The following is a 14,624-nucleotide window of genomic DNA, read 5'->3' on the forward strand; positions in this document are numbered from 1 at the left end:
CGGACGAGACAGATTGCATAGGGACTGGCCATGACTCCTCTGGTTTTCATTACCGGCGCTTCCAGCGGCATTGGACAGGCACTGGCCTGGCGCTTTTACCAGGCGGGCTACCGGTTGGCCCTGGTCGCCAGGCGCATCGACACCATGCAGGAATGGGTTCAGACGCAGGGCCTGGACGCCACGCGCGTGCGTGTGTACGGTGCCGATGTGGCCGACACCAGCAGCATCGTGGCCGCTGGCCAGATGTGTATCAGAGACCAGGGTGTGCCCGATGTTGTCATCGCCAACGCGGGCATCAGCGTGGGCATGGACACAGGTGTACGTGCCGACCTGGAAGTCATGGCGCGCACCTTTGCCACTAACAACCTCGGCTTGGCTGCCACGTTCCATCCGTTTGTTGACGGCATGTGCAAGCGGGGTACCGGAAAGCTGGTGGGGATAGGCAGCGTGGCGGGTATACGCGGTTTGCCTGGGCACGGTGCGTACTGCGCCAGCAAGGCAGCCGCCATTGCCTATTGCGAAAGTCTGCGGGGTGAGTTGCGCGCCAGTGGCATCCAGGTGGTGACGCTGTGCCCCGGCTACATAGACACACCGCTGACGCGGCAAAACCGCTATGCCATGCCGTTCCTGATGCCAGCGCACAAATTTGCTGACCGTGCGTTTGAGGCCATCCGCTCAGGCGCGAGCTACCGGGTGATTCCCTGGCAGATGGGCTGGGTGGCCAAACTGCTGCGAGTGCTGCCGAACGCCCTGTTTGATAAACTGCTGGCCGGTCGACCGCGCAAACATCGCGAGGGTGAAGACTGAGGCATGACAGGCAAGCCCCAAATGCAAAAAGGACCCGAAGGTCCTTTTTTTATGCTTGGAGCAGCTTAGTAGCTGGAGCCACGGCCACCGCCGTAACCACCACCGCCACCGCCGGAGCGTCCACCGCCACCGCCGCCGCCGTATCCACCACCGCCGCCGCCACCGGAGCGTCCGCCGCCACCGTAGCCGCCGCCACCGCCAGCACCACCACCGAAGCCGCCGCCACCGGAGCGGGGAGGACGGGGTTCCATGGGACGGGCTTCGTTCACAACCAGACCGCGGCCGCCGTATTGTTGGCCGTTCACGCCGCTGATAGCAGCTTGTGCTTCAGCATCGCTGCCCATTTCCACAAAGCCGAAGCCCTTGGAACGGCCAGTGTCACGTTCCATCATGACTTTGGCGCTGGTAACGGTACCGTGGGGAGCAAAAGCTTGCTGCAGGTCTTCGTCACGGAAAGAATATGGCAGATTGCCAACGTAAAGTTTGTTGCCCATAAAGGACTCCTCAAAATAACTCAAAACGCGATGGAGTCCAAAACCGCAATCAACAAACCAATAAAGACTTAGAGCAGACGCGAAACTGACTAGACACCGCAAACTTCCCTGCCAGAATTCTGACAAGGCAATTTCATTATGCGCCAAATTTCAGAACATTCCTAATTTATTTGTTGAAATCGCTGGAGCCTCAGGGAGGCCTCAATCGGGCATCGTGTAATTGCGCCACTGTTTAAGTTGCTGGCGCATGCCCAGCATTTGCCGCTCAAAGCGCGGGCATGCCTTACACACCAGCAAATGCAGGCGCAAGGCAAGGTGGTCACGCCAAGCCAACGAGCGGTCTTCGCGCGCCACCATCAGGGCTGTGGCTTCCTTGCAGGTTCTTTTCAGTGGCATCACGGTTGCACCGCCTTTCCGTACCAGTTCAATTCCAAGCATTCGCGAAGCCGCAAACGCGCGCGGTGCAATTGCACGTAGAGATTCGTCGACGTCAGCCCAAGCTCCTTACAAACCTCTTCGCTGCTGAGTTCCAGCCACTCCCGCATCAAAAACAATCTACCTTGCACTACCGGCAGATGGCTGACACAGGCTTCCAGCACTTCGAAAAACTGCCGACTGCTGGCTTGCTGCTCAGGATTGCCCCATTCAGCGGGTGGCTCGACATAGTGCCCGTCAGCCTTGAAGCCCAAATAGTCCAAGGGGTCTTCATCGCTTTCGCTGCGGTCCTGCTCCTGGCACACTTCGCGCGCCCGTTGGCGGATGGCATCAATGATCTTGTGCTTGAGGATTCCGACCAGCCAGGTCTTGAGCTGTGAGCGGTTACCGAAAGCCTGGGGCTTGGCCAGCGCTGCCAGCATGACTTCGGAGACGGCGTCTTCTGCCCAGGTCTCGTTGCGCAATTGCAGGCGTGCGAACTTCATCAGGTAGCCGCGCAGGTCCGCCACCTGTTCTTCAAAAGCGGGCAAATCGTGGGGGAGTCTGGACATGCGGACACTTGCCTTCGTTGTGACAGTGCGAAGCAGTGTATACCGTGCAAATGGTGCGGGTGTCGGACACAATCTGTGACCACGGTGTAAGAATTTCTCTGTGCAAAAGACCAAAAGTTAACCAGCCTGTGTGCAGTCGTAGATTGCCAGATCTGGTTGCCCTTCAATCACCCTTCTTATCCAAACTACAGGACCCACCATGAAACAAACCACCCTGATCGCCGCCACTGCCGCCACCCTGATGACGCTTGCTCTTGCATCCGCCCCTGCGGTTGCTGCAGAAAAGGAAAAATGCTTTGGTATTGCCAAGGCCGGGCAAAACGATTGCGCCAATGCATCCGGAGCCCATTCGTGCGCTGGTCAGTCCAAGGTCGATATGGACAAGACTGAGTGGAAATATGTCGCCAAAGGCACTTGCAAGGACATGAAGGGCCTCACGGCCGAAGAGGCCGGCAAAGCCAAGATGTAAGCCCTGCGCAGCACCTGATTGAACCACCGCCGCCATGCCAGTTTTGACGTCTCCGGGTACTGAGGTGCTCGCTATGGAGGTGGGCATTGGCTGGCGGCACCCGCATTACCAGCAGCTGCTGGAAGAGCGGCCCGCTTTGGACTTTCTGGAAGTCCACTCTGAGAACTTTTTCGCCTTGGGTGGCGCTGCACTGGCCGTTTTGGAACAGGGTCGCAGCCACTATCCCGTCAGCCTGCACGGTGTGGGATTGTCTCTGGGTTCCGCCCACGGAGTAGACCCGTGGCACCTGGACCAACTTGCAAGGCTGGTTGAACGCGTGGACCCGGTACGTGTGAGTGACCACGCCTGCTTTTCCCGTGGACAGTTGGCGGGCGGGGTTGTGCATGCGTCGGACCTGCTGCCCCTGCCGTTCACGCAAGAGGCCCTGGATGTACTGTGCGGGAATGTGCAGCAGGTGCAAGAAGTCTTGCAGCGGCGCTTCTTGGTTGAAAATTTGTCCGCCTATCTACAGTGGGTCACAGCCGCTGAGCATACGCTGGACGAACCCGCATTCCTCAACGCCCTGGCGCGCCGCACCGGCTGCGCCTTGCTGATCGATGTGAACAATGTTTACGTCAACGCCTTGAATGCCAAGGCGGCTGGCCTGTGTGCCGACCCGTTGGCCTCCTGCAAAGACTGGCTGCAGAAAATTGCTCCTGAGGCCGTGGGCGAACTGCATCTGGCCGGCCACTGCCATGTGCGAGATGCGCATGGCGACATCGTGATCGATGACCATGGCAGCCGGGCTTGCCCCGAAGTGTTGCAACTGTATCAACATGCCGTGGCCTGTTTTGGCGCGGTGCCCACGCTCATTGAGTGGGACACCGATATCCCTGCACTGCACGTGTTGCTGGACGAAGCGGCCCGCGCCCGTGCACTGGCGCAGCAGACACTCGAGGTCTTTGCGTGAGTGCGCTGGCCGACCAACAGCGTGCTTTGCTGGATGCCCTGTTTGTATGGCCTTCATCGGACGCGTCCCGGGCTCTCCTGGTGCAGGCCCGCGGTGTGGGGTCGCGGGCTGAGCGCGGCCTCAAGGCGTATCAGAGTAACGGCCATATGCTGGCAGAGCGTGCCCTGCGTGCGGCCTACCCGGTGCTCGCACAAATGCTGGGCGACGAGAGCTTTGGTGATCTGGCGCGTGCCCTGTGGCATGCCCACCCCCCGCAGTGTGGTGACATCGCGCGGTGGGGCGAGGCCACGGCCGATTTCGTTCAGGTCAGCGAGCAACTGCAAGGCGAACCCTATTTGGTTGACGTGGCCCGGGCGGAGTGGGCATTGCACCGGTGTGCATTTGCGCAAGACCAGGATGCCGATCTCGCAAGCCTTGCACTGCTGACGACGGACGACCCGCAAACCCTGACCCTGGTGTTGGCGCCCGGCCTGGCTACGTTGTCAAGCCTGTGGCCCCTGGCCAGTCTGCTGTTGGCCCACACCGAGGGCAGCCCTTCGTTTGCGGAAGTGGGCGCGCAACTCAGTAGCCGGATTGCGCAAGCTGTGGTGATTTGGCGTCATGGCTTTCAACCCAGATTGCGTTTGCCTCTGGCAGGCGAGTTGCCGGTGTTGTGCGCTTTGCAAACTGGCCGGGATTTGGCTTCGGCGCTTCAGGCCAGCACCGAACTGGATATTGCCCAGTGGCTTCCACTTGCAGTACGGACCGGACTGGTCCTGGGTGTTTGCCCCCACGTTGCCCCTTCCGTGGCGCTGGATGGCGGTAACACTGGATGTGCTGCATCCCCTGCTCAGCCTCTTGGTTCGGATGTATGTAGCCCAGGCATTCTTTCTCTCCGGGGTGACCAAATTGCGTAACTGGGACACCAGGTTGGCCCTGTTTCAAGACGCGTACCACGTGCCGGTTCTGCCACCCGCATGGGCGGCTTTGCTGGGCACTTGGGGCGATATTGGATCGCCGGCCTTGTTAGTCCTGGGCTTGGGCGGTCGGCTTGCCGCACTGGGGCTCTCGGTGGTCAACGTGGTCGCTTGACCGCGTCCTGGAGCGCAACCCGGGCCCCCGTTAGCGCAGGGCCTTCTCCACCGCGCCCAGCAGAGCGGGACTAGTGGGTTCCACATCGCTTGCAAAACTGGCAACGGCCTTGCCGTTACGGTCTATCAGGTACTTGTGAAAGTTCCATTGCGGGCTCTTGCCAGTGGCTTTTTGCAGTGCACCGTACATGGGATTCCTGGCAGCGCCCGACACCACGGATTTGGACAGCATGGGGAACTTCACACCATAGGTGTTGAAGCAGAAGTCGGCAATTTCCTTGGAGGACCCTGGCTCTTGGCTGCCGAAGTCGTTGGACGGAAAGCCCAACACCACCAGACCCTGCTTTTCGTATTGCGCATACAGCGTTTCCAGGCCCTGGTACTGGCTGGTAAAGCCGCAGTAGCTTGCGGTGTTGACCACCAGCACCACTTTGCCGGCGTACTGGCAGAGGTCTTGGGGTGCATCGTCCTGCAGGCGCGGGAACTTGAATTGCAGCAAGGCCGGGCAGGCGGCAGGAGGTGCCGCATGGGCGGCAGTTACCATGGCCAGGAAGCCCACGGTAAACGCCACACGAAGCAGGGTCCAAATTTGATTGTTCATTGCGGCATGGTAGGGGCAACGCAAAGTCTTTGCTGATGAAGACTTATTGACCAAGCCCACTGCAAGCCTGCTCTCAGCCGTGCGCTACCAGTTGGCTTCACGCTCCGGCGTGGCGCTGATCTTGTGGATGGACAGGTCGGCACCGTCATATTCTTCTTCCTGGCTCATGCGCAAGCCCACTGTGGCTTTGAGCAAACCATAGACTGCAAAGCCACTGACCAGTGCCCAGAGCACGCCCAGGCCCGTGCCTATCAACTGCCCCCCCAGACTCACACCGCCCAGGCCACCCAGTGCCTTGCTGCCGAAAATGCCTGCGGCAATGCCGCCCCAGGTGCCGCACAGGCCGTGCAGCGGCCACACGCCCAGCACATCGTCAATCTTCCATTTGTTCTGCGTCAGGGTGAACATGACCACAAAGATGGCCCCCGCCACTCCGCCCACCACCAGCGCGCCCAGTGGGTGCATCAGGTCGGAGCCGGCGCACACGGCCACCAGACCGGCCAGCGGTCCGTTGTGCAAAAAGCCGGGGTCGTTCTTGCCCAGCAGCAGGGCCACCAGGGTGCCGCCCACCATGGCCATCAGGGAATTCACGGCGACCAGGCCGGATATCTTGTCCAGGGTCTGCGCACTCATCACGTTGAAGCCAAACCAGCCCACCGTCAGAATCCAAGCGCCCAGGGCCAGAAAGGGGATGCTGCTCGGCGGGTGGGCGGAGATGGCGCCGTCCTTGCGGTAGCGGTTGCTGCGCGCACCCAGCAGGATGACAGCACCCAGCGCAATCCAGCCACCCACGGCATGCACCACCACGCTGCCGGCAAAGTCATGGAACTCGGCGCCTGTGGTCGCCTTGATCCAGGCCTGCACGCCAAAGTGCTGGTTCCAGGCGATGCCCTCGAAGAACGGATAGATCAGGCCGACGATGACCGCTGTGGCGATCAATTGCGGCCAGAACTTGGCGCGCTCGGCAATGCCGCCAGAGATGATGGCGGGAATGGCTGCGGCAAAGGTCAGCAGGAAGAAGAACTTCACCAGCGTGTAGCCATTCTTGGCGGCCAGCTCTTCGGCCCCGACAAAGAAGCCCGTGCCATAGGCCACGGCATAACCCACCACAAAATACACGACGGTCGACACTGAGAAGTCCACCAGAATCTTCACTAGCGCGTTCACCTGGTTCTTGCGCCGTACAGTGCCCAATTCCAGAAAGGCAAAGCCAGCATGCATGGCAAGCACCATGACCGCGCCCAACAATATAAACAGGGCATCGGCGCCCTGTTGCAGTGCATTCATGTAAATCCCCTTTGAGAAAATGCCGTTTTGCGGTGCATTTAGGTGGCAACTACCGCAAAAGCACCAAAAGTAAGCAAAAAATGGGCCAAAAAAGACGGGCATGGATGCAGGTTGATTTTTTGGTGCACAGGAGGCCGCTTGCTACAATCCCGCCAGCGCCAATTTGCTCCAGCTTGCGGGCGCTTTACAAATGCAGCTAAAGACGGACCGACCCAAACTCCCGGCCTCGTTGAATGCGATGCCGGGTTTTTTGTTTGTGGGGTTTGAATGGGAACGAACTTGTCAACATTGGATGAGCCACTGATTGCCGTTGCGCAATCCATGCATTTCGATGCTCCGCTGCCGCTGCAAAGCGGCGCCTCCCTGAGCGGTTACCAGCTTTCCTACGAGACCTACGGCACGCTCAACGCCGACAAGTCCAATGCCGTGCTGGTGTGCCATGCGCTCAATGCCTCCCACCATGTGGCAGGTACTTACGATGGACAGGCCAACTCCGAGGGCTGGTGGGACAACATGATTGGCCCGGGCAAGGCGCTGGACACCACGCAGTTCTTTGTCATTGGCGTCAACAACCTGGGCTCCTGCTTTGGCTCCACCGGCCCCATGCACACCAACCCGGCGACCGGTCGGGCCTATGGCACCGACTTCCCGGTGGTGACGGTGGAAGACTGGGTGGACGCGCAGGCGCGGCTGCTCGACGTGCTGGGTATTCACAAGCTGGCCGCCGTCATGGGCGGCTCGCTGGGCGGCATGCAGGCCCTGAGCTGGACCCTGCGATACCCCCAACGCGTGGGCCACGCGCTGGTGATTGCCAGCGCCCCCAACCTGAACGCCGAGAACATTGCCTTCAACGAGGTGGCCCGCCGCGCCATCGTCACCGACCCGGATTTCCATGGAGGCCACTTTTACGACCATGGCGTGATCCCCAAGCGCGGCCTGCGCATTGCCCGCATGATCGGCCACATCACCTACCTCAGTGACGACGTGATGAACGAGAAGTTCGGCCGCCAATTGCGGGCCGCAGCACTGGCCGCCAAGAACGGCAAGCCAGAGGAACTGACCGGGTACCTGTACAGCACCCAGGATGCCGAGTTCCAGATCGAGAGCTATCTGCGCTACCAGGGCGACAAGTTTGCCGAGTACTTCGATGCCAACACCTATTTGCTGATCACCCGCGCTCTGGACTACTTTGACCCGGCGCGCAATTTTGGCGGTGACCTGAGCCAGGCCCTGGCGGCTGCCACCTGCAAGTTCCTCATCGTCAGCTTCACCACCGACTGGCGCTTTGCGCCCAAGCGCAGCCGCGAAATCGTCAAGGCCTTGCTGGACAACCGGCGCCAGGTGAGCTACGCCGAGATCGACGCGCCACACGGCCACGACGCCTTCTTGCTCAATGACCCGCGCTACAAGAACGTGGTGCGCAGCTACTTCGATGGCGTGGCCAAGGAGGTTTCTCAATGAGTGACACCACCATCCAACACGCCATTGCCGAACTGGTGCCGCGCGGCGCGCGCGTGCTCGACCTGGGTTGTGGCGACGGAGCCATGCTGGACTACCTGCAGCGCGAACGCGGCTGCACCGGCTACGGCATCGAGATTGCCGACGCCAATGTGCTGGCTTGCATCGCGCGCGGAGTGAATGTCATCCAGCTCAATCTGGACGAAGGCCTGGCGATTTTTGAGGACGCGTCGTTTGATGTGGTGCTGCAGATCGACACCCTGCAACACCTGCGCAATGCCGAAGTCATGCTGCGCGAGACCGCGCGCGTGGGCCAGGTGGGCATCGTAGCCTTCCCCAACTTTGCCCACTGGCCCAACCGCCTGAGCGTGTTGCGCGGGCGCATGCCGGTGACCAAGCGCCTGCCCTACCAGTGGTACGACACACCCAACATCCGCGTGGGCACGCATGCCGACCTGGCCGACCTGGCCGGGCGCAGCGGCCTGCGCGTGCTCGACAGCTTTGGCCTGCAGGACGGGCGCACCGTGCGCTTTGCGCCGAATTGGCGGGCGGGAACCTCGGTTTACAAGCTGGCGCGTTAGCCTTTCACTTGCTGCGTGGCATGATGCCGGTTGGACCCGCCCCACCCGACACAGGACACCCTATGAACGCCCGCATCCCGACCCAGAGCCTGAGCGCGCCGCAAGTCTTGAGCGAAGTCAGCAGCGCCTGGGACCGCAGCATCGTCCCGGAGCTGAGCGACTACATCGCCATCCCCGCCAAGTCGCCCATGTTCGATGCCGACTGGGCCGCCAACGGCTACCTCGATACCGTGGTGCGCAACACGGCCAGCTGGATAGAGGCGCAAAAGGTGCCGGGCCTGACGCTGGAAGTGGTGCGCCTGCCCGGCCAGACGCCAGTGCTGTTTTTCGAGGTGGCAGCCACCCGCAGCAACGCACAGCAGACCGTCCTGATGTACGGCCACCTGGACAAGCAGCCCGAATTTTCCGGCTGGCGCTCGGACCTGGGGCCGTGGACGCCCAAGTACCTGGACGGCAAGCTCTATGGCCGTGGTGGCGCCGATGACGGCTACGCCGCCTATGCCGCCATCGCCGCGATCCAGGCGCTCAAGAGCCAGAAGCAGGAGCACCCGCGTATCGTGGGCCTGATAGAAACCTGCGAGGAAAGCGGCTCGCCCAATCTGCTGCAGTACATAGACGCCTTGGGAAGCCGCCTGGGCGACGTGGGCCTGGTAATCTGCCTGGACTCGGGTGCGGGCAATTACGACCAGCTCTGGCTGACCAACAGCCTGCGCGGCGTGGCCGGTGGTGTGCTCAAGGTGCAAATCCTTACCGAGGGCGTGCACTCGGGCGACGCCAGTGGCCTGGTGCCTTCGAGCTTTCGCATCATGCGCCAGGTGCTGGATCGTCTGGAGGATAGTGCCACCGGGCGCCTGCTGCCCGCCGCCTTCCATTGCGAGGTGCCGCCCGAGCGTCTGGCGCAGGCCCGGGCCACGGCGGCGATTCTGGGCGAGGCCGTGCACCAGAATTTTCCGTGGGCGCACTACGATTGCGATGGCGCCAAGACTTTTTCCTTACCCACCACCACCGACCCGCTGCAGGGCCTGCTCAACCGCACCTGGGCGCCCACGCTCAGCGTGGTGGGCGTAGAGGGCTTTCCGGACATGAAGGATGCGGGCAATGTGCTGCGGCCCTTCACCGCCTTCAAGCTCTCGTTGCGCCTGCCGCCGCTGGTGGACGCACAAGCTGCCGTGCAGCAACTCAAAGCCCTGCTGGAAGACAACGCGCCCTACCAGGCCCAGGTCACCTTTGCGCCCGGCGGCCAGGCCACGGGCTGGAATGCGCCCGACACCGCGGCGTGGTTTGAGAAAGCGCTGGACGATGCGTCCCAGACCTTCTTCGGCGCGCCTTGCGGCTATGTCGGCCAGGGCGGCACCATCCCGCTGATGAACATGCTGTCCAAGGGCTTCCCCAAAGCGCAGATGATGGTTTGCGGCGTGCTCGGCCCCAAGAGCAACGCCCATGGACCCAACGAGTTTTTGCATGTGCCTTATGCCAAGAAGCTCACTGCGGCGGTGGCGCAGGTGATTGCCCAGTGCCCCTGACAGGCTGACTCGCAGTCGCCTGCCAGGCCGGAGGTGGCGGCCAGTGCACTAAGCCAGCCAGGCCAAGGACGGCAAGCGGCTTCTTTACGCCAGCAAGGCCAGTGCCGTGATGGCCGCTGTTTCGGAGCGCAATACGCGTGCGCCCAAGGTGACGGGCGCAAACCCGGCTGCCACGGCAGCACTTTCTTCCGCCACGCTGAGGCCGCCTTCCGGCCCGGACAGGAAAAGGGCGCTGGACGTTCCCAGGTCCATGCCTTGCAGGAGCTGCGTGCCTTCGCGCAGGGACAGCAGCAAGGCACGCGGTGCGTCCGTGTCTGTGGCATTGTGCGCCGCCAGCCATTGCGCCAGCGTCTTCACCCCATGGACCAATGGCACGCGGTTGCCGCCGCATTGTTCGCAGGCGGCAATCGCCACGCTTTGCCAGTGCTCCACCTTCTTGGTGGCGCGCTCGGCGGCCAGGCGCAGCACGCTGCGCTCGGTCATCAGGGGCTGGATGCTGGCCACGCCCAACTCGGCGGCTTTTTCCACCAGCCAGTCCATGCGCTCATTGGCGGGCATGCCCACGGCCAGGTGCACGGCGCGGCGTGCCTCACGCTCCACGGCTTGATGGCTGCCGATTTCCACTTGGACCTGGCTGCGCCCCATCAGTGTCACCCGGGCTTCGAACTCGCCGCCGGGGCTGGCGCCGTCCCAACCGGGGCCGTGGTTGAACAGGGTGATGCTGTCGCCCGGTTGCAGGCGCAGCACCTGCACATGGCGGGCCGCACCGGAGGGCAGGTCCAGCAGGTCACCGGTGTGCAGGGGTGCCGGGCAGAAAAAACGCGGCATGCCTAGAACCTGCCAAACGCAAAGGCAGTGGGCACCTCAATGCCTTCTATGGTCTCTACCAGGCGCAGCAGCGGCTTGAGCGCCATGTACCGTGCGCAGGTGGAGCGTATGTAGTGGATAAAGCGCGGCGTGTCGGCCAGGTATTGCGGCTTGCCGTCGCGCAATGTCAGGCGGGCAAAGATGCCGGCCACCTTGAGGTGGCGCTGCAGGCCCATCCACTCCACGCCCTGGTAAAACGCGCCAAAGTCATCGCCCACCGGCAGCCCGGCCCGGCGCGCTTTTTGCCAGTAGCGGATGGTCACATCCAGACAGAACGCTTCGTCCCAGCTCAGGAAGGCATCGCGCATCAGGCTGGCAATGTCGTAGGTGATGGGGCCATAGACCGCGTCCTGAAAGTCCAGCACGCCCATGCCCTGTGGCGACACCATCAGGTTGCGCGGCATGAAGTCGCGGTGCACATAGACGCTGGGCCAGCTGAGATTGTTTTGCAGGATGCGCTCGAAGGCCTCGTCCAGCGTCTTGCGCTGCTTCTCATCCAGCACCACCTGGCGGTGCTGGGCGATGTACCACTGCGGGAACAATTCCAGCTCGCGGCGCAGCAGGGCCTGGTCGTAGACCGGCAGCACCTCGGGCCTGGAAGCCAGTTGCCACTGCAGCAGCAGGTCCACCGCTTCCATGTACTGATCGAGCGGCGGCTCGGCTGACAGGTCCATGCTTTGCAGCAGGGTGTTGGCGCCCAGGTCGCTGAGCAGCAAAAACCCCTGCTCTTCTTCCCAGGCCAGCACCTCGGGCACGCGCAAGCCGGCTTCCTGCATCAGGCGGTCCACCTGCACAAAAGGCTTGCAGTCTTCCTTGTCGGGCGGCGCGTCCATGACCACCAGGCTGCCCCGGCTGCTGTCAATGCGCAGGTAGCGCCGGAAGCTGGCGTCGGCCGAGGCCGGGCTCAGTGTGTCCGGCTGCAGCGCCAGTTCGGCGGGCAGGCCCGACAGCCATTGGAAAAACCGGGACTGGCGTCCAGCGTCAGACCACAGCACACCGTCAGTGGCCTGTGTTGCGGGTGACAGCTTGACCGATGGGGCGTGGATGTGTTGGCTCATGGATAATCCATTCTACAAAGGCTTCGCACCCGCCCCAATCCAACGCCTACCGGCATCATCCCCTTATTACCGCGTTTCCTGCCTTCATGCGTTTAACCCCCCGTCTGTTCCAGCCCGCCTCGCCCTGCGTCCGTTACGCGGTGCTGCAGTGCCTGGCCTTGTGCGGCAGTCTGTGGGCCTCCATGGCGTTGGCGCAAGAGCCTTCAGACCCGTTGGCACTGCAACCCTCACCTGTTTTGAGCGAGGCACTCAGCCCGCAGCAGCGGCGCGAGGCCCCGGTCTTCCTGCAGGGCGACCAGATCAGCGGTCGCAGCGACCTGGAAACCGTGGTGCAGGGTGACGCCGTGATGCGCAAGGCCGATACCGTGATCCACGCCGACCGGCTGGAATACGACCAGCCCACCGACCAGGCGCGCGCCATCGGCCATGTGCGCATCAACCGCGCGGGCAATCTGTACGAAGGCCCCTTGCTGGAGCTCAAGGTGGAACGCTTTGAGGGGTTCTTCCAGCAGCCGGTCTACCACTTCGCCAATGGTGACGCCCATGGCGAGGCCGCGCGCGCCGAATTCCAGGATGAGAACCACACCGTGGTGTTTGACGCCACCTACACCACCTGCAGGCGCCTGCCGGGGCCAAGCTGGATGCCGGACTGGGTCTTGCGGGCGGCCAGCATTTCGTTGGACAACGATGAAGAAGTGGGCGTGGCCAATGGCGCCTACCTGTATTTCAAGGGCGTGCCCATCCTGCCCGTGCCGGCCATCAGTTTCCCGTTGACGGAGAAGCGCAAATCCGGGCTGTTGCCGCCGACCTTCGGCATTGACAACATCAGCGGCACCACGCTGGCCATGCCCTACTACTGGAACATTGCGCCCAACCTGGATGCCACCCTCACGCCCACGCTGATGACGTCGCGCGGCGTGGATCTGGGCGTCACCCTGCGTTACCTGGAGCCAAGCTACAACGGCCGCGTGGTGGCTGACAGCATGCCGGGCGACAAGCTGCGCGGCCTGGACCGCTGGGGACTGGCCTGGACGCACAACGCCACCATCAACTCCGGCCTGCCCAACATCAGCCCGGTGGGCCTGGCCTTGAACATCAACCGCGTGAGCGATGACAACTACTGGCGTGACTTCACCAGCTCCGAGGCTTTTCTGACGCAGCGCCTGCTGCCTGCAGATGCGCTGGCCAGTTGGTCCAGCGGCCCGGTCAGTGGCACGGTGCATGTGCTGAAGTGGCAAATCCTTCAGGACCCGGCTTCCCCCATCGTTCCGCCCTATGACCGCTTGCCGCAGCTCACGGCCCATACCGGACAGAGCAATGTGCAGGGCTTTGACTGGGCGCTGGATGGCGACTTCACCCAGTTCGAGGCGGACCGGGTCCTGACAGGCCAGCCCAACGCGCAGCGCACCTTTGCACTGGCGCAAATCAGCCGGCCCTGGCTGGCGCCGCAGGGCTTCATCACGCCGAAGCTGCAGCTGCATGCTGCGGCCTACCAGTTTGACGGGCTGCTGGCCGATGGCAGCCAGTCGGCCACCAGTGTGGTGCCCACCTTCAGCCTGGACAGTGGCCTGGTGTTCGAGCGCGAGAGCACTTTTCTGGGGCGCAACTATGTGCAAACCCTGGAGCCGCGCGCCTTCTATGTGTACACGCCTTTCCGCAACCAGAGCAACCTGCCCAATTACGACACCGGCGTGGCGGACTTCAACTTCGCCAGCATTTACAGCGAAAACGCCTTCGTGGGCCACGACAAGATTTCCGACAACAACCTGTTGACCCTGGGGCTGACCACGCGCTTTCTGGACCCCGACAGCGGCAGCCAATACGCGCGCTTCGGCATTGCCCAGCGCCTGCGGTTCGATCCGCAGCAAGTCACCATCAACAGCGCCGCCAGCCCCGCCCAATCGGGCTTGAGCGATGTACTGCTGGGTGCCGAGGTCAATCTGAATGACCGCTGGACGCTGGACTCCACCACCCAGTACAACCCCCTGACCGACCAGTCCGTGCGGGCTACCGTGGGTGCGCGCTACAACCCGGGCAGCTACCGCGTTTTCAATGCGGCGTACCGTTATCAGCGCGCCTTCAGTGAGCAAATCGACCTGAGCTGGCAATGGCCCATCAATGACCTGTGGGGCGACCGCGGTCGCGACATGGGTGCGGGCCGTGGCCAGGGCGAAGGCCGCTATTACGCACTGGGTCGCACGAACTACAGCATGGACCAGGGCAAGCTGATCGACACCCTGCTGGGTGTCGAGTACGATGCGGGCTGCTGGCTGGGCCGTGTAGTGTTTTCGCGCACCCAGACCAGTACCTCCACTGCAGTTGAACGCTGGATTTTCCAGCTGGAATTTGTGGGCTTCACCCGATTGGGCACGGCAGATCCACGTGCCACCTTGACCCAAAATATCTCGCGTTATCAAAATTTGCGTGACGCTGGCGGTGCCAGCAAAAGCCGCTTCAGCAACTTCGAATAAATG

General features: G+C 62.3%; 16 protein-coding genes. 9 read left to right on the forward strand and 7 right to left on the reverse strand.

The window, feature by feature from the left end:
- Nucleotides 1–30 precede the first annotated feature (30 nt).
- Nucleotides 31–807 carry an SDR family oxidoreductase gene (locus tag DIC66_RS12420; protein WP_199534735.1) on the forward strand — a complete coding sequence of 259 codons (777 nt, stop codon included), beginning with the start codon at nt 31–33 and terminating at the stop codon, nt 805–807.
- Nucleotides 808–872: 65 nt separating this feature from the next.
- On the opposite strand, the gene DIC66_RS23260 is transcribed toward DIC66_RS12420, so the two are convergent.
- From DIC66_RS23260 to DIC66_RS12435, 3 genes are all read right to left on the reverse strand, one after another.
- A complete protein-coding gene (locus DIC66_RS23260) occupies nt 873–1,301 on the reverse strand; it encodes an RNA recognition motif domain-containing protein (RefSeq protein ID WP_199534736.1) in 429 nt (142 codons plus the stop codon).
- A 201-nt stretch (nt 1,302–1,502) separates the two neighbouring features.
- Entirely contained in the window at nt 1,503–1,697 is a 195-nt protein-coding gene (locus DIC66_RS12430; protein ID WP_117177650.1) for a zf-HC2 domain-containing protein, read from the reverse strand.
- Nucleotides 1,697–2,287, reverse strand: a complete 591-nt coding sequence (locus tag DIC66_RS12435; RefSeq protein WP_117177652.1) for a sigma-70 family RNA polymerase sigma factor — start codon at nt 2,285–2,287, stop codon at nt 1,697–1,699. The genes DIC66_RS12430 and DIC66_RS12435 overlap by 1 nt, the downstream gene beginning before the upstream one ends.
- 199 nt (nt 2,288–2,486) lie before the next feature.
- Between DIC66_RS12435 and DIC66_RS12440 the strand changes: the two genes are divergently transcribed.
- The 4 genes from DIC66_RS12440 to DIC66_RS12455 are packed head-to-tail and all read left to right on the forward strand — an operon-like array spanning nt 2,487 to nt 4,776.
- Nucleotides 2,487–2,756: a BufA1 family periplasmic bufferin-type metallophore gene (locus tag DIC66_RS12440; protein WP_117177654.1), complete on the forward strand. Its 270-nt coding sequence runs from the start codon at nt 2,487–2,489 to the stop codon at nt 2,754–2,756.
- Between the two features lie 34 nt (nt 2,757–2,790).
- Nucleotides 2,791–3,705, forward strand: coding sequence for an MNIO family bufferin maturase (bufB, locus tag DIC66_RS12445; RefSeq protein WP_117177656.1), 915 nt, complete (start codon nt 2,791–2,793; stop codon nt 3,703–3,705).
- Nucleotides 3,702–4,601, forward strand: coding sequence for an HvfC/BufC N-terminal domain-containing protein (locus DIC66_RS12450; RefSeq protein WP_158558905.1), 900 nt, complete (start codon nt 3,702–3,704; stop codon nt 4,599–4,601). Before bufB ends, DIC66_RS12450 begins: the two co-directional genes overlap by 4 nt.
- A complete protein-coding gene (locus DIC66_RS12455) occupies nt 4,552–4,776 on the forward strand; it encodes a DoxX family membrane protein (RefSeq protein WP_233505899.1) in 225 nt (74 codons plus the stop codon). Before DIC66_RS12450 ends, DIC66_RS12455 begins: the two co-directional genes overlap by 50 nt.
- A 30-nt stretch (nt 4,777–4,806) precedes the next feature.
- Here the strand turns inward: DIC66_RS12455 and DIC66_RS12460 are convergent, their stop codons facing one another.
- Both DIC66_RS12460 and DIC66_RS12465 read right to left on the reverse strand, forming a co-directional pair.
- Nucleotides 4,807–5,376, reverse strand: a complete 570-nt coding sequence (locus DIC66_RS12460) for a glutathione peroxidase (RefSeq protein ID WP_117177660.1) — start codon at nt 5,374–5,376, stop codon at nt 4,807–4,809.
- Nucleotides 5,377–5,460: 84 nt separating this feature from the next.
- A complete protein-coding gene (locus tag DIC66_RS12465; RefSeq protein ID WP_117177662.1) occupies nt 5,461–6,663 on the reverse strand; it encodes an ammonium transporter in 1,203 nt (400 codons plus the stop codon).
- A gap of 279 nt (nt 6,664–6,942) precedes the next feature.
- Between DIC66_RS12465 and metX the strand changes: the two genes are divergently transcribed.
- From metX to DIC66_RS12480, 3 genes are all read left to right on the forward strand, one after another.
- A complete protein-coding gene (gene metX, locus DIC66_RS12470) occupies nt 6,943–8,124 on the forward strand; it encodes a homoserine O-succinyltransferase MetX (RefSeq protein ID WP_420820493.1) in 1,182 nt (393 codons plus the stop codon).
- The gene (metW, locus tag DIC66_RS12475; RefSeq protein WP_117177663.1) at nt 8,121–8,702 is read left to right on the forward strand and encodes a methionine biosynthesis protein MetW; all 582 of its coding nucleotides are present in this window, start codon (nt 8,121–8,123) and stop codon (nt 8,700–8,702) included. Before metX ends, metW begins: the two co-directional genes overlap by 4 nt.
- A 62-nt stretch (nt 8,703–8,764) precedes the next feature.
- On the forward strand, nt 8,765–10,225 hold the full coding sequence (locus DIC66_RS12480) for a M20/M25/M40 family metallo-hydrolase (RefSeq protein WP_117177665.1): 1,461 nt from the start codon (nt 8,765–8,767) through the stop codon (nt 10,223–10,225).
- Between the two features lie 84 nt (nt 10,226–10,309).
- Here the strand turns inward: DIC66_RS12480 and DIC66_RS12485 are convergent, their stop codons facing one another.
- Together DIC66_RS12485 and DIC66_RS12490 are read right to left on the reverse strand one after the other, a co-directional pair.
- Nucleotides 10,310–11,053 (reverse strand): 16S rRNA (uracil(1498)-N(3))-methyltransferase, encoded by a 744-nt coding sequence (locus DIC66_RS12485; RefSeq protein WP_117177667.1) that lies wholly within the window; start codon nt 11,051–11,053, stop codon nt 10,310–10,312.
- A 2-nt stretch (nt 11,054–11,055) separates the two neighbouring features.
- The gene (locus DIC66_RS12490) at nt 11,056–12,150 is read right to left on the reverse strand and encodes an aminoglycoside phosphotransferase family protein (protein ID WP_117177669.1); all 1,095 of its coding nucleotides are present in this window, start codon (nt 12,148–12,150) and stop codon (nt 11,056–11,058) included.
- A gap of 86 nt (nt 12,151–12,236) precedes the next feature.
- On the opposite strand from DIC66_RS12490, the gene DIC66_RS12495 reads away from it, so the two are divergent.
- The gene (locus DIC66_RS12495) at nt 12,237–14,621 is read left to right on the forward strand and encodes an LPS-assembly protein LptD (protein WP_117177671.1); all 2,385 of its coding nucleotides are present in this window, start codon (nt 12,237–12,239) and stop codon (nt 14,619–14,621) included.
- Nucleotides 14,622–14,624 lie beyond the last annotated feature (3 nt).

Origin of the sequence: Rhodoferax lacus (assembly GCF_003415675.1) — a bacterium.
Taxonomy (GTDB): Bacteria; Pseudomonadota; Gammaproteobacteria; order Burkholderiales; family Burkholderiaceae_C; genus Allorhodoferax; species Allorhodoferax lacus.